The organism is Paenibacillus sp. 01T424, assembly GCF_056398745.1.
Map to the genome: position 1 here is coordinate 1 of NZ_JBFTPZ010000075.1, position 21,922 is coordinate 21,922.

General features: G+C 43.6%; 19 protein-coding genes, 1 tRNA gene and 2 rRNA genes. 8 read left to right on the forward strand and 14 right to left on the reverse strand.

What is annotated here, in order from left to right; translation table 11 throughout:
* The 6 genes from AC1DPK_RS32685 to AC1DPK_RS32710 form a co-directional block, all read right to left on the reverse strand.
* Positions 1 to 100 (reverse strand): 16S ribosomal RNA (locus AC1DPK_RS32685); the annotation flags it as partial.
* A 244-nt stretch (positions 101 to 344) separates the two neighbouring features.
* Complete coding sequence (locus AC1DPK_RS32690; RefSeq protein ID WP_477512869.1) at positions 345 to 848, reverse strand: CYTH domain-containing protein; 504 nt, start codon at positions 846 to 848, stop codon at positions 345 to 347.
* Positions 849 to 869: 21 nt separating this feature from the next.
* Complete coding sequence (locus tag AC1DPK_RS32695) at positions 870 to 1,634, reverse strand: AAA family ATPase (RefSeq protein ID WP_339207115.1); 765 nt, start codon at positions 1,632 to 1,634, stop codon at positions 870 to 872.
* A 44-nt stretch (positions 1,635 to 1,678) separates the two neighbouring features.
* Positions 1,679 to 2,836, reverse strand: a complete 1,158-nt coding sequence (locus AC1DPK_RS32700) for a YecA family protein (RefSeq protein ID WP_477512870.1) — start codon at positions 2,834 to 2,836, stop codon at positions 1,679 to 1,681.
* 228 nt (positions 2,837 to 3,064) lie between these two features.
* On the reverse strand, positions 3,065 to 4,177 hold the full coding sequence (locus AC1DPK_RS32705) for a slipin family protein (protein ID WP_477512871.1): 1,113 nt from the start codon (positions 4,175 to 4,177) through the stop codon (positions 3,065 to 3,067).
* Between the two features lie 521 nt (positions 4,178 to 4,698).
* Positions 4,699 to 6,117 (reverse strand): RtcB family protein, encoded by a 1,419-nt coding sequence (locus AC1DPK_RS32710; protein ID WP_477512872.1) that lies wholly within the window; start codon positions 6,115 to 6,117, stop codon positions 4,699 to 4,701.
* A gap of 202 nt (positions 6,118 to 6,319) precedes the next feature.
* Here AC1DPK_RS32710 and AC1DPK_RS32715 point away from each other — a divergent pair, with 202 nt between their 5' ends.
* From AC1DPK_RS32715 to katA, 3 genes are all read left to right on the forward strand, one after another.
* Positions 6,320 to 7,633, forward strand: a complete 1,314-nt coding sequence (locus tag AC1DPK_RS32715) for a helix-turn-helix transcriptional regulator (RefSeq protein WP_477512873.1) — start codon at positions 6,320 to 6,322, stop codon at positions 7,631 to 7,633.
* Complete coding sequence (locus tag AC1DPK_RS32720; protein WP_441886841.1) at positions 7,620 to 8,438, forward strand: WYL domain-containing protein; 819 nt, start codon at positions 7,620 to 7,622, stop codon at positions 8,436 to 8,438. The genes AC1DPK_RS32715 and AC1DPK_RS32720 overlap by 14 nt, the downstream gene beginning before the upstream one ends.
* An 86-nt stretch (positions 8,439 to 8,524) precedes the next feature.
* The gene (gene katA, locus AC1DPK_RS32725) at positions 8,525 to 9,982 is read left to right on the forward strand and encodes a catalase KatA (RefSeq protein WP_076271792.1); all 1,458 of its coding nucleotides are present in this window, start codon (positions 8,525 to 8,527) and stop codon (positions 9,980 to 9,982) included.
* A gap of 234 nt (positions 9,983 to 10,216) precedes the next feature.
* Here katA and AC1DPK_RS32730 read toward each other — a convergent pair whose 3' ends face one another.
* The 3 genes from AC1DPK_RS32730 to AC1DPK_RS32740 all read right to left on the reverse strand — a co-directional run bounded on the left by AC1DPK_RS32730 (position 10,217) and on the right by AC1DPK_RS32740 (position 12,137).
* Positions 10,217 to 10,843, reverse strand: a complete 627-nt coding sequence (locus tag AC1DPK_RS32730) for a WecB/TagA/CpsF family glycosyltransferase (protein WP_477512874.1) — start codon at positions 10,841 to 10,843, stop codon at positions 10,217 to 10,219.
* A 266-nt stretch (positions 10,844 to 11,109) separates the two neighbouring features.
* Entirely contained in the window at positions 11,110 to 11,769 is a 660-nt protein-coding gene (gene bshB2, locus AC1DPK_RS32735) for a bacillithiol biosynthesis deacetylase BshB2 (protein WP_477512875.1), read from the reverse strand.
* Positions 11,770 to 11,792: 23 nt separating this feature from the next.
* Positions 11,793 to 12,137, reverse strand: coding sequence for a YojF family protein (locus AC1DPK_RS32740; RefSeq protein ID WP_076271788.1), 345 nt, complete (start codon positions 12,135 to 12,137; stop codon positions 11,793 to 11,795).
* Positions 12,138 to 12,506: 369 nt separating this feature from the next.
* Here AC1DPK_RS32740 and AC1DPK_RS32745 point away from each other — a divergent pair, with 369 nt between their 5' ends.
* From AC1DPK_RS32745 to AC1DPK_RS32765, 5 genes are all read left to right on the forward strand, one after another.
* Positions 12,507 to 14,204, forward strand: a complete 1,698-nt coding sequence (locus tag AC1DPK_RS32745; RefSeq protein ID WP_441886857.1) for a methyl-accepting chemotaxis protein — start codon at positions 12,507 to 12,509, stop codon at positions 14,202 to 14,204.
* Positions 14,205 to 14,275: 71 nt separating this feature from the next.
* A complete protein-coding gene (locus AC1DPK_RS32750; RefSeq protein ID WP_441886860.1) occupies positions 14,276 to 14,500 on the forward strand; it encodes a hypothetical protein in 225 nt (74 codons plus the stop codon).
* A gap of 89 nt (positions 14,501 to 14,589) precedes the next feature.
* Positions 14,590 to 15,450 (forward strand): DUF4358 domain-containing protein, encoded by an 861-nt coding sequence (locus AC1DPK_RS32755; protein WP_477512876.1) that lies wholly within the window; start codon positions 14,590 to 14,592, stop codon positions 15,448 to 15,450.
* Positions 15,451 to 15,553: 103 nt separating this feature from the next.
* Positions 15,554 to 16,042, forward strand: a complete 489-nt coding sequence (locus AC1DPK_RS32760) for a sigma-70 family RNA polymerase sigma factor (protein ID WP_477512877.1) — start codon at positions 15,554 to 15,556, stop codon at positions 16,040 to 16,042.
* The gene (locus AC1DPK_RS32765; protein WP_477512878.1) at positions 16,035 to 16,658 is read left to right on the forward strand and encodes a hypothetical protein; all 624 of its coding nucleotides are present in this window, start codon (positions 16,035 to 16,037) and stop codon (positions 16,656 to 16,658) included. The genes AC1DPK_RS32760 and AC1DPK_RS32765 overlap by 8 nt, the downstream gene beginning before the upstream one ends.
* 2 nt (positions 16,659 to 16,660) lie before the next feature.
* Here AC1DPK_RS32765 and AC1DPK_RS32770 read toward each other — a convergent pair whose 3' ends face one another.
* The 5 genes from AC1DPK_RS32770 to AC1DPK_RS32790 form a co-directional block, all read right to left on the reverse strand.
* Positions 16,661 to 17,740 carry a hypothetical protein gene (locus tag AC1DPK_RS32770; RefSeq protein ID WP_477512879.1) on the reverse strand — a complete coding sequence of 360 codons (1,080 nt, stop codon included), beginning with the start codon at positions 17,738 to 17,740 and terminating at the stop codon, positions 16,661 to 16,663.
* Positions 17,733 to 19,496, reverse strand: coding sequence for a class I adenylate-forming enzyme family protein (locus AC1DPK_RS32775; RefSeq protein WP_477512880.1), 1,764 nt, complete (start codon positions 19,494 to 19,496; stop codon positions 17,733 to 17,735). The genes AC1DPK_RS32770 and AC1DPK_RS32775 overlap by 8 nt, the downstream gene beginning before the upstream one ends.
* A gap of 157 nt (positions 19,497 to 19,653) precedes the next feature.
* Positions 19,654 to 21,153, reverse strand: coding sequence for a DHA2 family efflux MFS transporter permease subunit (locus AC1DPK_RS32780; RefSeq protein WP_339207089.1), 1,500 nt, complete (start codon positions 21,151 to 21,153; stop codon positions 19,654 to 19,656).
* Positions 21,154 to 21,595: 442 nt separating this feature from the next.
* Positions 21,596 to 21,671: transfer RNA gene (locus AC1DPK_RS32785), tRNA-Val, on the reverse strand.
* A 142-nt stretch (positions 21,672 to 21,813) separates the two neighbouring features.
* Positions 21,814 to 21,922 (reverse strand): 23S ribosomal RNA (locus tag AC1DPK_RS32790); the annotation flags it as partial.

Here is a 21,922-nt window from a genome sequence, read left to right on the forward strand (position 1 = left end):
AAGCATCAGAGGTGCAAGCACCTCATCAACTCCGCTCGACTTGCATGTATTAGGCACGCCGCCAGCGTTCGTCCTGAGCCAGGATCAAACTCTCCAAATTGGTGTTTGACTTGCTCATAACTTTTTTATCGCTTTTCTCACGATTCGTTAGAATCGTAAGGGCAGTTATTACTCGTTGTTCAGTTTTCAAAGAGCAAACTTTTCTATCGTTTGTCTTGCTTGTTTTGCTTGTTGACCGCGTGTGTCTCTCGGCCAGAAATAGAATATACCATGTACATGCCTAAATGGTCAAGCGTTTAAATAAACTTTTTTGAAAAAACTTCATTTCTATCATAAAACCATCTTTATTCCGTTCCTTTACGCTGCAGTTCACGCCAAACTTTCTTGTTGCTGTACTGACGCTCTGAGCTAATATCCTTGCCAAACCATGCTGGTGCAATGAAAGCATTGGCAGATGCTTCGGAGTCAAACTCAACCTCAAGCACCGAAAGCTCGATTTGGTCATAGGTATCAATCTCAATGATTCGGTCGTTCCATTTTGCAGTCACTCTGTTTTTCGTCAATGGTATGAAGCCAAAAGCGTTTACTACCTGTTCATAAATACTGTTAGAAATCGAATATTCAATTTCCTCACGTGATAGACCGTTGCCTAGCTTAAAGGTATGTGTGAATGAAACCTCGCCGCTCGCCAGATCAACAATTCTCCGAACACGAAGTTCTTGATTTTCGTCGATAGCCAAATAGGTTTGTTCTATTCTTTGCTCGGAGAGCACCAACAAATCGTTTTCTTCTATTAATGCAGTTGGAAACGCCGGCAGCAAAAACTTGCGTTCAATTTCTAATGACATGTATAACAGCTCCTTTTTGTATTAGTCTTCCTCCAAGAAAAGCTCATCCAGCATTCTTTCCCTATTGTTAATGAACCTCTTCATAAGCATATAATGATCGGTTTCCTCGAGAGCGGTACGCTCAATCCCTTCAGCAGTCAAATTATAAATCACGGCATCCGGATAAGCCATTAGAATCGGAGAATGTGTTGCGATAATAAATTGTGAGTGCTTCCCTACGAGCTGATTAATTCGTGCAAGCATCGCCATTTGGCGGAAAGGAGAAAGTGCAGCCTCCGGCTCATCCATCATATAGAGACCATTTCCGTTAAAGCGGTGGAGGAACGTTGCAAAAAAGGATTCACCATGCGATTGCTGATGGAGAGACTTCCCGCCATATGAATCAATAATGCGTGGTCCACTGCCAAGCTCACGGTCCATTTGGTCAATATTAGTCGCCAAATTATAATAGCTCTCCGCTCGAAAAAAGAACCCATCCCTTGGTTTGTTTACGCTGCGTACAAGCCTCAAATGCTGATGAAGTTCTGAATGCGTAGCTTCTGTAGAAAAATTAAAGTTAATCGTTCCGCCTTCTGGATTGAATCCGAGTCCAATCGCGATCGCTTCCATCAGCGTAGACTTGCCCATTCCATTTTCCCCAACGATGTATGTTACTTTCGGATGGAACTCCAGCTCGTCTAAACTCCGGATAGCACTTAAATCAAACGGATAAGAATCGAAGGAGGGTACTGTCTCCCGAAGGAGCTTAACGCTTCTTAAATAAAGACCTTGCTGGCTTTGTCTCATCCTGTACGCCTCCAAGTTCGATTATGCCTAATCTGATTCTACTATTAACCGCAGCACTTTTTGAACTTTTTCCCGCTTCCGCAAGAACAAGGTTCATTACGTCCGACTTTTTTCTTTGCTTGCATATCGATTACTTCCGCTTGAGCAGCTGGCTTAGGTGCATTATTCAGCACCATGCTCACGTTTGCACGTTTCTCCGCTAGCTCTTCTGGGGAATAACCTTTGATGGCCCATTGCTTCGTGCTATTCATTAATGGAACGAGCAAATCGGTAATATTCCTCATTGTCTCCGAATTAGGAATTTCAATAAAGTTCTGTGCCAGCTCAATAACAGAAGCTAATGAATCTCCGTTTCTCGCAGCATCTGTACATTCCTCAGCCATCAAATCAGCTTCTTCACGGTCAATCTCATAACGCTCTAGTACAAAACGGACTAGATTCATATAGTGACTGTTTCTCTCCACATATTCTGCTTCTCCAGCTTTCAAAAGCTGCTGCTTCGTAAATGGACAAAAATCCAGATCATGTCTAAGGTCTCTTTCTTTCACAATAGCCTCAGGATCTACTACCCTATAGTCTGATATGTAGCCACTCTCTTCAATGAAAAATTGCTCATAGTAATCTTGGGCAGCAAACAAAACGTTCATAATATCATATTGAGCAAGAGGATGATCATCCTCTGAGATTACAAATGATTTCAACTGATCTATCGTCAATGTTCCATAATAATAGAGTAGGCCCTGCGTTAACCGTATCCATTCCGTGTTTCGATTAAGAATGGGCGTTTCCTTTAAGAGGTCCCCCGCTTTAATGAATTCCACCAGTTCGGCTGGCATCATCACAACACGCTTGCCATCTACCGTTCCCGGAAATAAAATACCACGCTCTAGGAAATAAGTATACTGCTGCAATTCAAGAAGCGGCTTGTCCCAAATACCTTCGTTTTTCACTATTTTCTGAACAAGCTTCAATCTATTATGATCAAAGCAACGAGTTGCCATTTGTAGATTGTCTGGTATCAGCTCTGAAAGCTTCTCCACAAGCCCCTGCTTATTAAGCGAGCTTAGGTTGCTAATATCCAAATTCGTACGTATTCTAGTTAATTGCTGCTTCGATAATGTGCTTAGCGCATCCGCATAAGACAGTGGATAGGTAAGCGGCGGCCATAATTTTTCCAGTGCTTTATCTTGCTTTGTTGTCATAATAATCTCCTAACTCGTAGATGTATTTCATGCTCTTCTATGAATTATGAGTGGTACACTCAAAAGACATGCAGGTTCAAAGATAACAAAAATCGAAGATGGAATCAAACAAATCTGTTACTAATTTCATCACAAAATGTAAACTCAACCTATAAATTACGGATTCGAACCTAAATAAAAGCCTCACAGATCATCAAGCGATCTACGAGGCTTATTCAAAATCTATCATCATTTATCCATACCTTTTACACTTAACAGCGAATTAAGCTGCTCCAGTAAATTACCGCCGCCAGTGAGCGAGATAGTCCCGATTTTTTCGCAAATTTTCTCAAGAAACTCAAGCTCTTTCAGACGATAGAGTGTGCCGTTCTCATCCATTAGCTTAGCGGTATTTAGCAGGCTTCTAGTAGACGCTGTCTCTTCTCTTCGTGTAATGAGATTGGCTTGCGCCTTCTTCTCAGCAAGCAGCACGGTATTAAGGATGTCCTTAATATCACCCGGCAAAATAATATCTTTGAGGCCCGCCGAAACGAACTGTACACCGTAATGCTCCTTCTGCTCGTTCAGACGTGTAAGTACAAAATTCGCGATTTCTTGCTTCATGCGCAGCAGATCATCCAGCTTTAGAGTACCGACATATTCGCGCAAAATAAGCTGCAGCAAAATGTACACCTGCTCCTCGAACGACTTAATCTGAAATGCTTTTAGCGGGTCAACAACCTTGTATTGGCACACAAAGTTCAGCCGCAGCGTCACCTTGTCCTCTGTCATGATCTCTTGTCCAGTCATGTCCAGCTGAAGCTGGCGCAGATCAACCGTCTTCACCTGCACGCTCGTTGGTCCTTTCCAGAAATAATATTTCCCTGGACGAAGCTCGCGCTGCAAAACGTTATTAAAAAATAACAACCCCGTTTCATAGCTTGCCACCTCGAACACTTGCATAAAGCTTTGCAGCCTCGACAGCAGTGATCTATCGATCTCTGGTGTCAGTTCTGGATTCCGAATGTCTATACGGATAAATGAATGTTTTTTCATTACATTCCAGAAGCCATAAAGCCCTGGTGTCAGCAATGCGGCAAATTTGCCATCCTCAAAATGCAGTACATACTCATAATCCTGCACATCAGCTATCGTCAGCTGCTCGGCAAGCAGCTCATCGTGGAGAAATAGCTTCAACTCCATATTTGGAACAGCGAAACGCTTCGCAATATTTTGCAAAATAACGGTATCGTCAGAAAATGATGTATGGCGATATATGCCCGGCTGCAAAAGCTTTATGTAACTGCCTTTTTTGAAAAGCAGACCTCGTTCATCGTTCTTGATAATCACTTTTTTAAACATGATTTAACACCTCTTTACACGGTTTGGTTGATCTTTGGAACAGGAGCGCTCCTGCGGCTAGACCGGAATCCGGCTTGAGAAGGGAGCAGAGCAGCTTTACAGCTTCGTTGTCGATAGTCGAGCTCGGATTCACTTTCCATCTGTGCTCGTTCTATGTCTTACTCTGCTATAAGAGGCAGCTGGCTCCAATCGGTATCCACCGATTGCATAGGTTTTGCTGCAGTGATTGTGCCGAGGCATCGTCTGAGTGCTCCTGCTTAAGATCAGATCTACAACATTAGTTCTCCTTTGGAGGGAGTCAGAGTGCTCCGAAGAGCTTTTTCGCGGATTAGGCGATTGACAATAGAGGGATTAAGTCCACTCTATCCTGTGGGAGATTAAGACGATATGAGCGATACAGTATACAAGCGCATAGTATGCGCATGCACTGCGGGATTTTTAGAAATCCCAGCCAAGGTACACCATTCGTACATGAACCTCATCTATTATTGAAGTTATCTTTAATAGCGATTTAATAAAAGCTAGGTGCCTTTTATAGCAGCCATAGGCTTGCATTTGGCTACCACGGCAGCTAAAGAAGCGCCAACAACGCTGTCGATGATCTGATCTACGTCTTTATATGCCTGTGGGCATTCATCGAGAATGGCCTGCAAGGAAGCGTGGTTAACGAGTATTTCATCATCCGTCCCAACCTTCAGCGATTGTTCAAACTGATCCACCGTTACCATTTCTTTCGTAGCTTTTCGCGATCTCGCCCGCCCCGCTCCATGGCAAATAGAATAGAAGTTTTTGAGTCCCTCATCCTTGCCTACCATAATATAAGAGGAAGTTCCCATAGAGCCCGGGATGAGCGCGGGATGTCCCGTCTCCTTATACACCGGCGTATTTAGAAAATGCCCCGGCGGAAGCGCACGCGTTGCCCCTTTGCGATGGACGAGCATCGGCTGGTTGCGGTGAAACTCCTTGAGCGCGTAGTTATGCATCAGATCATAGAGAACCGGCATTTCTGTACTTGCTCCGAACACTTCCTGAAAAGCTTCACGGACACCGAATGCAATCATATGACGGTTGCTTACGGCGAAGTTGAGCGCAGAATACATCAGGTTCAAGTAGGTCTGCCCTTCCTGACTCGCAATCGGGGCATAGATCAGATTAGGGTCTGGATTGCTAACTCCCCACTGATTCATCGCTTCCTTAATAACCTTATTGTGTTCGCGTCCAACCATTCCGCCCCATGACCTGGAGCCAGAGTGAATCATGACGACAACCTGACCGTCGAACAATCCCCATTTTGCCGCCACATTTGCGTATTCCTCATTTATCTCCAAATACTGAATTTCAATGAAGTGATTGCCGCTGCCGAGCGATCCGAGCTGCCCACGCGCATATTTCATAATTTTCGGAGGCAGTTTATTTAAATAGGTATGGTCGAAGTCGAACTGGGATTGCTCCACATGCGTCAGCCATTGCTCATTTGGCACATATTTCTCAGGCAGACCCTTCAAGCCATGCTGTACCACACTCATAACATCGATATCGTCGTAGTTCGAGTTCTTACGCTCGTTAGTCGGTACATATTTCTCGATTGCGGCGATTAATGCTCTACGAATGTTTTTGTCAGCAAGCTCACGCTTATGAAGCGATGTTGTATGAACGCGCATCCCACAGCCAATATCAGAGCCGACAATAGAGGGAGATACACAGCCATTTTTCATATTCCAGACCGCAGTCGTCCCAATGCAGGTTCCAATGCCAACGTGGGCATCAGGAGTATAGCTCATATATTGATTTCGAGGAATTTGCAAATTGTTGTTTGCCATTTCATATACTTTGTCCCCAAAGGCTTGGAGCACATCTTCATTCGCAAATACGTGGAGTGAGCCATGCTCAAGCTCCATTTCATGATGATTGCCTCCATGTCTCTTATGCTGCATTATCATCGTAATACCTCCCGTGCTTCAAGCTATACGTGTCATAACTCGTTGGCTTGCTCGCTTCTTATGAGCTTTATATTGCCTGATTTTGGAGACCGTGAACATGGTGAAAGTATTACGATGGAGAAAAATTTTCCTTTTTGTTCAAATTTGCGCTCTTCCTGTTAAGATAGAAAAGAAGAGCGCTTATGATCGGAGGAATACATAAATGGCAAAAGAAAGCTTTGATAAAGAGATCCAGTTTTTGCGGATGCTCGTTCTTACGAGCGGTGCATATAATCGCCAGCAGTATGCGGACAGGCTGGGCATCTCCATCCATACCTTCGATAAAACGATCAAACGTCTGAAAGAGGTTGTGAATAGCGTTTACCAACAGCTGCCTGAGGATAAAGGCAAGGAGTTTGCCGAAACCATTCGTTACAGCTATCTTGATTCTTCGGAACCGATGCTTCTGTTTCTATTTCGCGCCAAATCTCTAAAAGAATCAGAGAGTCAGCGCCTCTCCTTATTGCTTGCTGCTATGCGCGAGAAGTCATTCACTGCAATGGRGCTCCTCGATCTATGCTGCAGCAGCAAGCCGGAAGAGCTTTCGCTGCCTGACGAAAAAACGATACGAGGCGATTTGAAATATTTAGAGCAAGTAGGCGTCATCAAAAAAGAGTCTGGAACGCGCCCTTTTCGCTATCGGATATACAATGATTTAGTACAGCAGCTCTCACGCGATGAGCTGCTCGATCTTTATGACTTTGTAGACGTTATGGCAAATACCCAAATCCCCTCCGTACAGGGTTATTTGCTGCGTGATGGTGTCAAGAAATACATGAATCGGAATCAGGTCGATTACGGCTCGGTTGAACCCTTCTTATATAAATACCACTATTACTCTCGTATTTTGGACGAGGCACATCTCTTTACTCTGCTTGCTGCGATACGTCATCGGCGCTCGGTCAGCTTTCTCTATTTTTCGCCGAAAAAAGAAACCAGCTACACATCCAAAAATACGAATCCATTATTTGAGCGCGATACCGAAGGACAGCAGGAAACGCTGCTCCCTCTAAAAGTTGTTTACGATCATCAATATGGCCGCTGGTACCTTCTTGGTCATCACGCCCGCTACGGCATTAAGAAATACCGAATGGAAGGCTTAACCCAAATTTCGGAAGAGGAAGCGTCCCCCGTGGCATTATTCGAGTCCAAAAGAGAGGAGCTGGAGCAGCGGATTAAACATAGCTGGCTAATTGATACGGGCAAGCCTGTTCTAGTGCGGGTTCGCTTCTTTCATCCGGGACCTCATATTCCAAGCTTCGTGATGGAGCGTGTTCTGCTCCAAGGACAATGGGGCACTATTTTGGAAGAAAGTGAAGAATCCTTCATCTATGAAATTGAGGTGAACGGAACGATTGAAATCAAGCCTTGGATTAGGAGCTTTGGCTCAAGCTGCGAGGTGCTTGCTCCCATGAAGCTGAGGCAGGAACTGATTGAGGAATGGAAGGAGATAAAAAGCTACTATGAATCCTTTTGAGAAAATATTCAACTATCAGATTTTATCCAAGCTGGAAGGCTCCGGTACGTTCATCATGACTTCGCATGAGCGAAGCTGGCTGAAGACCATGCTTGAGCATCCCGCTGCTGCGGCTGCTTTGTCTCCAGAAACGCTTATTCAAATGAACACTATATTAGAAGAAGATCAATCCTTGGATACTGGCGGGCTTCTGCATAAGGCAGCTAGTAGAGAGAAGCAAGTCTATCATTCTTACCTTCGTCCGCTTCGCCAAGCTATCACTAACAAAAGCCTACTATATATAAGCTATAAAATTAAAGGAGACCGCACCTGTACGGAGCAAAGGGGTCTTCCCTATAAGCTGGAATATTCGATGGTCAAACGGGAATGGTATCTTCTCTGGTACCATATCAATCATCGAACGCTGATGAGCACGAAGCTTGATAACGTGACGGGCAGCAGCGAGCAGGTTTGTCCAACGGAATATTACGAGCAGCTAATTGGTATCGTTCAAGGCTTAATGAAAAAACGCAGCATGAGTGCGAATATTCTTGTTGTTCCCGAATACAACGGGGAGCTCTCTCGCATTTTGTATGCTTTTTCTTGCTTCGAGAAAGAAGTCAGTTACGCTGCCGACTCCAACGAATATACGATTCAATTACACTTTTCAAGCAAGGACAGCGAATATGTTCTATCCAAAACTCGCTTCCTCGGAAAGCGGGTTCGCATCATCGATGGCGAGCACCTGCGGCGCCGTATGCACGAGTCTGCGACAAAATCCCTAGCACGATATGCACAATTTGACGAAAAATTTTATTTAGAATGATTATAAAATGATATTGATTTCCTCCTATAAAACGGTAACATAAGGTATGAGGCGTAATCATACAAAATCAATGAGGTGAATCTATTATGAGTACTGAGAAGAACAAGCTCACAACTAGCTTTGGCGCTCCCGTTGGAGACAACCAAAACTCGATGACAGCAGGCTCACGTGGTCCCACATTAATTCAGGATGTTCATCTGCTTGAAAAGCTGGCGCATTTCAATAGAGAGCGTGTTCCAGAACGCGTTGTCCATGCCAAAGGCGCAGGCGCACATGGCTACTTTCAAGTTACGCATGATGTCACGTCTTATACGAAAGCCAACTTTTTGTCCGAAGTAGGAAAACGTACTCCAATGTTTATACGTTTTTCAACCGTAGCGGGCGAGCTCGGCTCTGCCGATACGGTGCGCGATCCACGCGGTTTCGCCGTTAAATTTTATACAGATGAAGGAAACTATGATCTAGTCGGCAATAATACACCTGTATTCTTTATTCGTGATGCGATCAAATTTCCAGACTTCATTCATACTCAAAAGCGTCATCCTCAAACCCATTTAAAAAACCCGAATGCGGTATGGGATTTCTGGTCCTTATCGCCTGAGTCTCTGCATCAGGTTACGATTCTTATGTCTGACCGCGGGATTCCTGCTACGTTTAGACATATGCATGGTTTTGGAAGCCACACTTTCAAATGGGTGAATGACCAAGGCCAAGCGGTATGGGTGAAATACCATTTCAAAACAGAGCAAGGTGTTCAAAACATTTCTAATGAGGTAGCTGCCAAAATTGCTGGGGAAAATCCTGATTATCATACCGAAGATTTATTTAATGCAATAGCAAGTGGAGATTTTCCAGCGTGGAAGCTTTATGTGCAGATCATGCCTGAAGAGGATGCGAATACATATCGCTTCGATCCGTTTGACGTAACGAAAGTCTGGTCTCAAAAGGATTATCCATTAATTGAAGTCGGTCGCATGGTGCTTGATCGCAACCCGGAAAATTATTTTGCAGAGGTGGAGCAAGCAACGTTCTCACCTGGTTCATTTGTTCCAGGTATTGAAGCTTCACCGGACAAGATGCTGCAAGGACGTCTCTTTGCTTACTCCGACGCTCATCGTTACCGTGTTGGTGCCAATCATAATCAATTGCCGATTAATCGCCCTGTCGCTCCGGTGAACAATCACCAGCGCGATGGCCAGATGCGTGCGGACGGCAACGGAGGAGCATCGATTTATTACGAGCCTAACAGCTATGGAGGACCAACGGAGTCGCCGGAAAACAAGCCAACTCCGTTCGAAGTGTCAGGAAATGCAGACAGCGCTCCTTTTGACCATCATGACCACTACACACAAGCTGGCGACCTTTATCGCCTTATCAGCGAAGAGGAACGCGCCCGCCTTATTGATACGATCGTCGGCGCTATGAAGCCCGTTGAGAAAGATGAGATCAAGCTTCGTCAGATCGGCCATTTCTTCAAAGCAGACCCCGATTTTGGTCAACGGATTGCCGAAGGACTTGGCTTGTCCATCTCACAGCAATCATAATTTCTTATATATCGCATCATCCAGCCTTGCAGCTTTCGAATCCATTTCGAGAGCCGCAAGGCTTTTTTGTTTGAAGTTATGGTGGCTCGGGACGGAATCGAACCTTACATGTTCATTTATGTTCTTTTGATCCTTCTCTTCCATGCGTAATTAAACAAACTGTAAATATTTTATGCGGAATGATGTGATCCAATTAATCTTCCTCCGTAGGTGTAGATTAAGCCATGATTATAATCAGTTTCTATCTTTGAATAACAATGCTTTCATTGCAAAACGAGGTAAAATTAATTGTCTTTTCCATCTAGAAGGCTGCTTTATTAATCGGTAAAGCCATTCCAAATTTATCTTTTGCCATATTACCGGCGCTCTCTTCACTGTTCCAGCGATCGTATCAAGGCTCCCGCCAACGCCAATAGCAACTCTAGCATTTAGTGTGTTTTTAAACTTATGAATCCAAAACTCAGCTTTAGGGGCGCCTAGAGCAACAACTAAAACATCCGGTCTCAAGTTCGTTATTTCATCAACAATTCGCGCCTCTTCCCTATGATCAAAAAAGCCATGATATCTTCCGAGTATAGATACGTTTGGGTATTTCATATTTATTACTTCTGAAGCCTTTTTACTCGTCAACTCACTTGCGCCCAAAAGATAGAACGACCAGCATTTTTTGTTTCCCATCTCCAAAAGGTTAATAAGAAGATCGCATCCCGTAACACGTTCTGGCAGCGGATTCCCCTTTAACCGAGAGACCATGACGATGCCTGCACCATCAGCAGTAAGGTGTGCCGCGTCGTTAATAATGGAACGAAGCTCTAAATTTTGCTGACAAGACATACTGATTTCTGGATTCAACGTCACCACGTGGAAAAGCTCTTTTTTTTCTCTTTAATAACTTCGTCAATCAAATCGACAGTTTCACCCATCGTTATTTTAGGGATGGGAATGCCCATAATTAGCGAATGATTTTCCATTAGATCCACCTTGGTTTTTTATCCACATTCTAGCTAGATGAGTAACTCAAACTATCTAGCTCTTTCATGCTCTGATGAAATCGCTGCCGATCCAACAGAAAAAAAAAGCTCTAAGGACAATTCCTTAGAGCTGCTTATCTTATTTATGAATATTTATTAGGCGAATGGGTAGATCCAGAAACGCTCCGTTCCAAAGCGCTCTTGTATTTCCGCATCCTGAAGGGTTTTATTGCCCATTAACTCGGCCGCTTGAAACTGGGAACGATGTGCTTGTATCGAAGCCATTTTTTGATGCAAAAAAGGTTTAATATCATTCACGATTTGAGGTTTGCCAATCGCTTGTTGATGGTTTTTGGAAAAAGCTACGCAATATACAATTGGCCTCTCCGCTTGCGGCAGCCTGCCGACTGTCCTAATGACGGACGCCCCACATGCATCGTGGTCGGGATGAACGCTGTAGCCTGGATAAAAAGTGTACACAATTGATGGATTCAGCTCCTGAATAAGAGCTTTTATCTGCCCATCCAACTGCTCATGATCTTCAAATTCGAGCATTTTATCATGAAAACCAAGCATTCTCAAATCTTGTATGCCGATGGCTTGGCATGATTCCTCCAGTTCAAGCTTGCGTATAGCGGGTAAAGTGACCCGATTGGCGAACGGGGGTATTCCCATATTTCGGCCCATTTCCCCAAGTGTCAAGCAAGCATAGGTCACATGAGCTCCATCTTGGATAAGCTTAGCCAGTGTCCCCGAAACGGAGAAAGCCTCATCATCCGGATGTGGCAGTATAACTAAAATATTATTTTGTCCCACAGAATTTCTAATCTCCTCTCTCATCAGAAGGGTTCCTTGCTTAATTGCAGTGATACGACAAGTTTTCCTTGCCCATCATGGCCTGCCAGAATCAGCCGCTCCGGTTCGTTTTCATCCCAGTGGGTAAGCCCCTCCGAGTATACCCAGCCTTGCGACATTTTCAAGCCAACCCGATAAGGCCCGCTCCCTGCAATCGAACCGTGAGAATAACGAATCACCACATTCGTAAGGAAATTGGCTGCTGGATGCTTTGAGCTGTCGAGATGAGCAGCGTAAGCACCTGTAGTCATTTCAAGATGAATAAAAAGTTCCTGATTTTTAAAGCTATCTATCCTCTGCTGCACCTTTTCTTGATTAATCAGCTGCAACTTTATCCCTCCCCATATTTCAGAAAAACCATATCAATAAATCGGATACTGAAACAATTTTATCATATTTGCACGAAAAGAAATAACGAGTGCTGAATGCTTGCAACTTTAAACAAGAGACTAGTTGATTTCTCAACTTGAACAAGTCATATACTTACCCTTGGTGAATATATATACCTATTATTCGCGTGGTTCTACCGAACTAGATTGTCGAAAGTATATATGATATACTAACTTACAATTTTATAGAACATACACACTGGATTTTACCATTCATATTCTTTCGGAGGCGATCATTACAACAGTAATCCTGCACATCTTGCCAATACCCCATCGCATCTTTTATAAGAATTTTACTGGAGGTTACCTATGAGAAACCTAACGATTAGCAAAAAACTGCTCGGAGGATTTATTGCTATCCTTATATTATTAACTATGATTTTGAGCATTAATTTAACTCAGCTCACATCGCTTAATCGTACATATACAGAATTAATTGAAGATCGAACACAAAAAATGCTGCATATTAAGAACATGGTCATAGCTGTAAAATCAGAGCAGGTTGCCATACGAGTTTACGCCATGCTTGGTGATCAAACGTCGCTAAACGGAATAACTGCTGCTCATGAAAATTATATGAACATCAGCAAGCAGCTGGCATCTACATTCTATACTCCTACAATGATTGACTCACTCAAGCAAGCCGATCTCATCGAAAATGAGTATTTTCAGCTTCTTGAAAAGGTTATCAGTCTCAAAAAGGAGAATCAAGAGAAGGAGTATACCACTCTTCTTGCGAACCAGGGACGCACCATAACAACAAAGATTGAGAAAATTCTTACGGACATGGAAACCTATCAACAAGAGCAGCTGAACATAAGCTCAGCGAAAGCATCCAAACAAGTGGACGAAGTCATCAGATTCATCATTACACTCGGGATCATCGCTCTTGTGCTTGGCATATCCATCGCTTTGTTAATAGGCCGACTCATCACCAGACCCATTATTCAAGTCGTAAAAGCTGCGGAGAAGATTGCTTCTGGGGATCTTACAGGCAAAGCCATTATTATAAAAAATAAAGATGAAACGGGTATGCTTGCGAGTTCGTTTAACACGATGTCCGATAATCTTAGAGCTTTGATTAAACAAGTTGATTCCAATGCGGAGCAAGTAGCCGCATCCTCAGAAGAACTAAGCGCAAGCGCCGAACAAACATCGCTTGCAACAGAGCAAATCGCGGTTACTGTACAGGATGTTGCCTCTGGCGTTGAACAGCAAGTGAAGCTTGTGAATGAAAGCTATCAGACGATTAATGATATGTCGATTGGATTTCAGCAAATTGCTGAGAATACACATACTGTCTCTTCCAAAGCTTCCGAAGCGTCAGATAAGGCAGCTCTTGGGAACGAATCGATTAAAACAGCCGTTGCGCAAATGGGATCAATTAATGATACGGTCAATGGGCTTGCTTCGGTTATTGCGGAGCTTAATGGACAATCAAATGAAATCAACCAAATTGTTGGAGTCATATCGGATCTCTCCACACAAACCAATCTGCTCTCACTGAACGCCGCTATCGAGGCAGCAAGAGCTGGCGAGCATGGGCGCGGCTTTGAGGTCGTCGCAACGGAGGTGCGAAAGCTATCCGTACAATCGACACAATCAGCTAAGCAAATCGAGTCGCTCATCTCTACGATACAGATTGAAATGCATAATGCTGTTCAGTCTATGGATGCTGTAACCAAGGAAGTGTTGTCAGGTATTTCCCTTGTTACCACAGCAGGAGAATCATTTGAATATATACAAAATGCCGTTAATGATGTCGCTTATGAATCCGTGAAGGTTTCCTCGGCTGTGCAGCAGCTAACCGCTGGAGTTGACGAAATTACCGGTTCAATGAAAATGATTTCTGAGGTGACCCAAAGCTCCGCCGCAGGCACTGAGCAAGTTATCGCCTCAACGCAGGAGCAGCTATCCTCTATTGAGGAAATATCCTCTTCTTCTAACGCGCTTGCAAAAATGGCGGAGGATTTGCAGCATAACGTGAATCGCTTCAAAACGAGTTAGAAGAACGAATGTTTTACCTCCGGCTTTTTATGGTATACTGCTACAATATTAATATGCTGGAGGTTTGCCTTATGAAAATTTATGTTATTCAATCATTCAATGAGGATGGTTTGGAAAATGTGTATGTAGGCTCAGATGAGGAAAAGGCATTATCGCTGAAAGCAGCTGACTTTGACAACTGCGATGCCCTCTTTGTTGAAATCTGGGAGGATGGCGGCAAAACAGATGATTTCCGCCTTGTAGAATCACCCGAAGAAGATGATGCAGACGATACAAATAGTGAAGAGATTCAGTAGTTCCGATCACCAATAACAAGTAAATGTGCAACCTTTTGTCGAACACTGTCGTCTAGTGTTCGACTTTTATTTTTTAAGGAGAGACATACATGCTACATATGAAGAAATCGTTATCCAAAATGGCTGTACTCGCACTCACAGTATCGATGCTCGCTGCAGGCTGCAGCGATGCCGGGAAAGAATCGGCAAAAAATGCATCAGGAAATGAGACAAYGGTTACAGAACAGCCCACCGTACCTCCTGCAACAGAAGCTCCAACGGAAACCGAAGCTCCACCTGCTACGGAAGAACCTGCTGGTGATCAGGCAACAACTGAACCTGCAGCAACTGAAAAACCAACTGCAACTGACACAAGCAAGGAAAATGAAGCTGGCGTAAAACCTTCAGCTACTGCAAAACCGACCGAAAAACCATCAGGTGCAAAACCTGAACAGAAACCGGCTGCAACAGCGAAGCCTACACAAAAACCGACGCAAAAACCAACAGTCAAACCAACACAAAAACCGAGTGCTACACAAAAACCTAGTGCAACGACTAAACCTCCTGTAAAGCCTTCTACGGACATTAAGGTTTCGGATATCACGACTAAAATTACGACCGATCTTGAATTTCCGATGCTTGGTAATGTAGAAGCTGAGCGTTTGAAGGATGTTTTCGGAACGGATTTTGATGGTCTCGTGACTGAAGGTGTCTACTTGCAAGCGATGATGAACGTTAAAGCTACCGAGCTCGCTATCGTCAAGTTGAAATCCGATAAAAGCTACGATGCTGTAGCTAAAGCATTTGAAGCACGCGCAGCAGACATTCAAAAAACGTTTGAAACCTATTTGCAGGATCAATATGAGGATGCTAAAAACTACAAAATTGTTAGAAACGGAAACTACGTAATGCTGTCCATCTCGCATGATCAGGATGCAGTAGTGAAGATTTTCAACAGTTTCTTCAAATAATACTTTATTCACAAAAACCTGACCGACAGCGGTCAGGTTTTTTTTATGGTTTTGAAACATTTTGCCTTGGTTGATCGTGTTAGGTGTGAAGGAGTCGACGATCATGCCAAATGAGTATTCAGATGAATATTTAACCCAGCTTGTTCAACGTTACGCGGATATGATAATGCGTATTGCTTTCACCTATCTTAAAAACAACGCAGACGCTCAGGATGTATGCCAAGAGGTATTTATAAAAGTTGTTAAGCTGCAAAAGACGTTCGAGCTGGCCGAGCATGAGAAGGCGTGGATTATTCGAGTTACGATTAACGCTTGCAAGGATATGCTGCGCAGTCCATGGAAAAGATTCTTTTCTCCCATTCGTGATGCATCTATTCCGATCCAACATTCAGACAACAGAGAAGTTGTTGCCCGCGTCTTAGAGCTGGATCAAAAATACCGGATCGTCATTTACCTCTATTATTTTGAAAATTACAGCACCGCAGAAATAGCCCAGTTATTGAACAGAAACGAGAGCACAGTAAGAACACAGCTTAAGCGCGCTCGTGAAATGTTAAAAGGGAGCATGATTGGAGGATTCGCTAATGAATAGATACATAAGCGGAATGAAGGAAATTCAGGCTGGCGATGAGCTGAAGAAGCAGATGATTCACTCCGTACAACAGCAGTCAGCGAGAAAACGCAAAACGTTATCCATAAAAAAAACAGCAGCCCTATCGGCCGCTGCTTGTATAATTGTTTTTTTGGTTGTGCTTGGAGCATCCTTATTGCAGCATGAGAACAACAAAACAGCATTTGGCGGTTTCGTTATTACGGCCTATGCCGCAGATGGCACATCGATTGAGATGAAACCTGAAACTCAACTTCCGCTAGGAAAATATAGTCCGCTAATGAGCAGTGTACCCGGTTTTCCAATTCGCATCGTTGCAGATGAAGCAGACATCATTGCAATTACCGTTACAGAAGGAAATCTTCTTCTTTGGTCCCCTTCAGACTCCAAGGTCATTCAAAAAGGAAGAAGCATGAAAACTACATCCGGTACTATTGTATACTGGACTCCTCTTGAAGAGGGCGAAGAACATTCTCTTAGTCAATCAGCTACGGTTTCAGTAACAGCCCTCGCGGGCAAAAAAGAGCTGGGTCGCCATGACATTGAAATAAACACGGATGATGGGCTAAATTATAGCGGAGTGGTCAAAACGCCCTAATCTTAGGATGCCATATTTCTTGTCTGCCGAGCAGAGAACGTTCTTGAGCTTGCACGCAGCAGCATTGTAACAGCTATGCATTCCAATAAGGTCATGAGCATCAGTGTGAAATCCTGCAAAACACTCATACTGTCAACACTCCAGCCAAGCAGAGAAAGATTGGTCTGCATGAATAAAATATGACCAAAAAACGTTACGATGCTGAACAAACTGATTATTTTATGATAAGTCTGAACGGCTGGAAGCTCTATTTTAATCATTCCATAAAAAAGAAGCAGTGTATTCGGCAACATACTGAATGCAAGCTTATAATCTGTTGTCCATTCACTAAATCGAAGCAGCAGCAGCGTCTCCACTACCGTTAAGCCCAATGCAAAAATCAGAATAGGTTTTACTTTTATTTGCATAAGCGATGCCTCATACTTTGCCAGTAATACACCCAAAGCCACGAACGTGAAGCCAAAGCCGATATATCTCGTCGCAAACAAATACAAATAATCGATGTAGGCAGGGTCGATCGCGGGAAAGCTCTCAGCTGTTATACCAAATAACGTTTTTAAGCTTCCTGAAACAAACTGCATGCCAACAAATCCAGTCAGCGTCAATATAAGAGCAAGGCGACTGTATTGCTTTTGGATAAGCCAATAAGCCGTTAATATACCAAACACAAGCGGCGGGATAAACCAAAATTGAACGAATGGTCCGTTTAGGAAAAATGCGATAAACAGTACCTTCGCTTGGATAAAGAGATTTCCTGCCGACCAGCCGTCGTTAATCAGCTTAGGAACGATGCTTTCTGCAACAAACAGACAACAAAATAAGCAATAAACGATTCCGATACGCAGCAAATATTTTTGAATATAAAGCCTCGGATTTGCTGCATGGCTCCAGCCTTTATAGGCAAGAAAACCTGCTACAACATAGAAGCAAGGCACAACTATTCTTGTAGCAAGACCAGAAAACTGGACAATCGCTTGCCCCGGCATTAAAGCCATATAGCGTAAAAGCATAAGATGCGCTACAAGCACAAGCAAGGAACCCGCCAGCTTGAATAACGTTATCCCTGGATAGTATTTACGCATTTCTTCTCAGCTCCCCTGTCCCATTCAGAACCAACGATTTAATTTCAGCCACTGAAATTTTACCCGTCGGTGAGAGAGGGAATACAGGCAAAAATACATAATAACGCGGCAGCTTAAACGTCGATAAATATGGAGCCAAATCATTTTTCAGCACACTATCGCTGAGAGTCGCTCCCTGCTTCGCTACAATACAAGCGCAAACTTGCTCACCATAAAGCTCATCCGGGACACCTATGACGAATGCATCCTCCACATCTTTATGTCGCAGCAGCACATTCTCAATTTCTACCGGAGAAATTTTTTCTCCGCCTCTAATAATCGTTCTGTGAAGCCTGCCTGTAATCGTTAAATGTTTCCGCTCATCCAGAAACCCTAAATCTCCGGATCGATACCACCCATCTGCCGTCATACTAGCCCTATCGTTAGTCTCGCTGGTGTAACGCATGACCCGATGACTTCGAATGGCAATCTCGCCATGCTCATGCGGCGGCAGCGCCTCTCCCGTCTCCGGATTTAATATTTTCACCTCTACAACCTTATCCACTCTTCCCCCAATGCTGTAGGACCCCTTTTCGAATTCCTTATATTGAATGAGTCCGTTTAAAAGATTTAAGTGTCTCAGCAGCTTATAAAGCAAATATAAAATAATATTTCGCCTCCGATTCACGAAACAAGTCCCATTAGCGACTGCACCAGCTTCAGAAGAGCCATAGCTTACCATAAAAAAGTAGAGGTTCAAGCCTTTCATTATTTTTTGTAATATCGTATTGTTAACTGCTGCTGAAGTAAATGCTACCCCTAGCAGTGATTTCAAATTGTACTCCTCTCTTTTTGGAGAAAGTACCATTTGCTGAATCATATATGGCGTACCTATAAGAACTTTACACTTTTCCTTCTCCACCGCTGACAGAGCATTTATGGGATTAAAGTGGCTGAGCATGACCATTCGAATATTGTATGTTTTTAAACTTGCAAATAATGTACCAAATCCTCCTAGATGATAAAGCGGCAATAAATTCAAAACTGAGAAATGACGAGTAAAGCGATCACTGATCTTCATAAGCATGGCAATGCTCTTCTTAGGTTTACCCGCATTTTCAACTGCCAATAAGAAGGAAGCCGTGGAACGCAAAACCCCTTTGGGTAGGCCCAGCGTACCCGATGTATAAAGCAGAATAAGCGGATCACTTGAGACATTCAAATCACAGGCGGTTAAAAACGACTGTTCATCTACAGCTGCACCAAGCAGTCGTAGATCTGAATAGGGCTGAAATAGCTCGTTTGCTTTCCCCTCTTCCTCCAGTACAAAAATATGCTTCGGGAACCAATGTTGATCTACTCCATCTTTATGTAAATCCACTATTATTTCCTGCATGATCGTTGGATAATGGACATGCTGTCCTTGAGCTCCCATAATGATGGCTGCAGGGCGAGAATCTTTCAAATAATGCTCAAGCTCTTGTTTCTTTGAGTATGTATTAAGCGGAACAATGATAGCGCCAACGCAGGCCGCTGCAAACATCGAAATAATCATTTCCGCCCTGCCAGGCATAATGATTACGATGGAGTCGCCTTTTTTGACCCCTAGTTGAATAAAGCTTTTCGCCAGCAAGCGCACCTCTTCCCAAATCATTAGCCATGTATAATGCTGATCAGCAGCTGGGTAACTGTATGCCACATCATGAGGATAATCTGCTGCTCTTTTTTGCAACATATACGGAATGGTGTCCCCGCTCAAGCTACTTTTGTTTATCATTGCCTTTACCCCCGTGTCTATAAAATAAACCTATTATTGTGCCGTGTCATACTGTGAACATTTATAATATAACACCGAGTAGGTTCTTAATAAAGAACAATTTTATAAAAAAAGCGTCGAAAGGGCTTTTATAACAGCTCTTTCGACGCACTATTTGTTATTTGGCAGAAACTGGGGATGGTACTGGCTTTGTTATTGTTTTCTCTTTTACCACGTTGCCCTTGATGTCATCCTTACGCTTCGCCTTGCCYACGAATAAGCTAAGCGGCAATGCGACGACTGCTACCAACGTAGCAACAACATATACATCGTTAATGCTCATCGTGAAGGACATCATCTCAATGTGCAGCTTATCAACATCGCCAGCCTTCATGAAGTCGGTAGCATGTGTAATTGATCTTGATGCAAGCATTGTTGTAAAGATAGCAATCGCGAACGAGCCAAACACGTTACGCGTCCAGTTCGTTATCGCAGAAGCATGCCCCGACAGCTCCGCTGGAATTTGCTCCATTGCGGCGTTGCTTGATGGCATTACGACAAGTGCGATCCCAATGTTACGAACAATCATCCACCAGATGATGTAGGCATGCGAGACATCTAGGCTTAGCCAGCTTAACGCCAGCGTACCGATCGTCAGCAGCACAATGCCGCTAGACATCAGCCAGCGCGGACCAATGATGCCGTACAGCTTGCCGACAACGGGCATAAGCAGAGCCATTGCCAGTGAAGCCGGCAATAAAATCATGCCCGTATCCATCGCGGACACATGCTGTATTCTTTGAAGAAATACGGGTGTGAGCAATGTTCCGGAATACAAGCTGATTGTTATAATATTAGCGATAATGGCATTAAGCGTAAAACGACCATTTTTGAATACGCGTAGATTAAGCAGCGGCGTTTCAGCCCGCAGCTCTCGCCATATAAATAGTATCAGTGAAATGCCGCCGATTACGAACAATGAAACAATTTTCCATGAGCTCCAGCCCCAGTTATGGCCTTGCCCCAGTGCAAGCAGCAAGGATGAGCTGCTCATGATAACCGTTAGGAAACCTAGCAAGTCGAAGCTCTTCGGAACGTTCATCCGATAATAAGGAATGTATGCATATACGCAGCCGATTGCGATCAGACCTATTGGCACGTTCATGAGAAACAGCCAGTGCCAATTCATGTTTTCCAATATCCAGCCGCTGATTGTAGGTCCAAATGCAGGAGCCAGCATTGCAGATAGTCCCCAAAATGCGATTGCCATCGCCTGTCTATCTTTTGGAATGATTTGATAAATGATCGACATTGTTGCCGGTATAATTAAACCACTGAATGCCCCTTGTAGTACACGGAACAAAATGAGTGAGCCTTCGCTCCAAGCCGATGCACACAATATTGACGTTAAGGTAAACCCAATTAACGAGAATAAGTATAGTCTTCTATAGCTGAATCTCTCCCCTAAATAACCGGCAATTGGAGCTGTAGTTCCCATTGCGAGCATAAAGCCAGTTAACGTCCACTGAACGGAGCCCAGAGTCGTATCAAAATGGTCCTTCAAAATTTCGAGCGCCAAATTTATCGTAGCCGAAGCCAATACGCATAAAAAGGACCCGATAAAAATAGCAGTCATTACTGGCCAAAAACGTACCTTCATGCCTTCTGCTTGGTTCATCTGTTTGTTCCACTCCTTATATATTTACTTTAGAACTTAACTATTATAGTTTAGCGCTAAAGTAATTTCAATGAAAATTATTATATTGTAAAATTTTTCTTTTAACCCCTGTTGTAGGACTCGTTTCATGCCGTCTCCATTCGGCTGTGGGAGCAACCGTAGCGCTTTTGAACAACAGTCCAGCTTCCTTGTTTCTAGGCGTCCATACCCGCCTGTGGACGTTGTAATACAGCACTAGGCATCTGTGAATCTTCAATCCTGTAACTAATCAGCTGAGGTACGCCCCTTGTACGTAAAATAGGGCTGCCTACTATCCGTTTCTCAGGATAGAGGGCAGCCATTTTGTTATCTTTATTATCACATCATCGTATATTAAGTGAACAATGGTCCTGAAAATAAAAAAACATTGTTCACAAGGAACAATGGCATGTTAAAAAAGTAATGGTGGAGGATGACGGGATCGAACCGCCGACCCTCTGCTTGTAAGGCAGATGCTCTCCCAGCTGAGCTAATCCTCCATGGAAACACTAAAACCCACTGCGAGTGGGAGTCTTGCTTCATTGTGCGTTTTGCACATTGAAAACTGGATACGAAAGATTAGGCTTGCTGARGCCTTTTTAGCTGCTGTCTACCGGATGTATGGGTCACAGTAAACGTGTTTAGGATAAGCCCTCGACCGATTAGTATTCGTCAGCTACACACATTGCTGTGCTTCCACCCCGAACCTATCAACCTCGTCGTCTTCAAGGGGTCTTACATACTGGGAAAT

Coding starts and splice junctions, on each gene's coding strand:
- AC1DPK_RS32695 (WP_339207115.1), bottom strand. CDS start 1,634: ATGAGACAAAGCCAGCAAGGTCTTTATTTAAGAAGCGTTAAGCTCCTT.
- AC1DPK_RS32760 (WP_477512877.1), top strand. CDS start 15,554: ATGCCAAATGAGTATTCAGATGAATATTTAACCCAGCTTGTTCAACGT.
- AC1DPK_RS32710 (WP_477512872.1), bottom strand. CDS start 6,117: ATGATAATGCAGCATAAGAGACATGGAGGCAATCATCATGAAATGGAG.
- AC1DPK_RS32765 (WP_477512878.1), top strand. CDS start 16,035: ATGAATAGATACATAAGCGGAATGAAGGAAATTCAGGCTGGCGATGAG.
- AC1DPK_RS32775 (WP_477512880.1), bottom strand. CDS start 19,496: ATGATAAACAAAAGTAGCTTGAGCGGGGACACCATTCCGTATATGTTG.
- AC1DPK_RS32720 (WP_441886841.1), top strand. CDS start 7,620: ATGAATCCTTTTGAGAAAATATTCAACTATCAGATTTTATCCAAGCTG.
- AC1DPK_RS32690 (WP_477512869.1), bottom strand. CDS start 848: ATGTCATTAGAAATTGAACGCAAGTTTTTGCTGCCGGCGTTTCCAACT.
- AC1DPK_RS32750 (WP_441886860.1), top strand. CDS start 14,276: ATGAAAATTTATGTTATTCAATCATTCAATGAGGATGGTTTGGAAAAT.
- katA (WP_076271792.1), top strand. CDS start 8,525: ATGAGTACTGAGAAGAACAAGCTCACAACTAGCTTTGGCGCTCCCGTT.
- AC1DPK_RS32700 (WP_477512870.1), bottom strand. CDS start 2,836: ATGACAACAAAGCAAGATAAAGCACTGGAAAAATTATGGCCGCCGCTT.
- AC1DPK_RS32770 (WP_477512879.1), bottom strand. CDS start 17,740: ATGCGTAAATACTATCCAGGGATAACGTTATTCAAGCTGGCGGGTTCC.
- AC1DPK_RS32745 (WP_441886857.1), top strand. CDS start 12,507: ATGAGAAACCTAACGATTAGCAAAAAACTGCTCGGAGGATTTATTGCT.
- AC1DPK_RS32705 (WP_477512871.1), bottom strand. CDS start 4,177: ATGTTTAAAAAAGTGATTATCAAGAACGATGAACGAGGTCTGCTTTTC.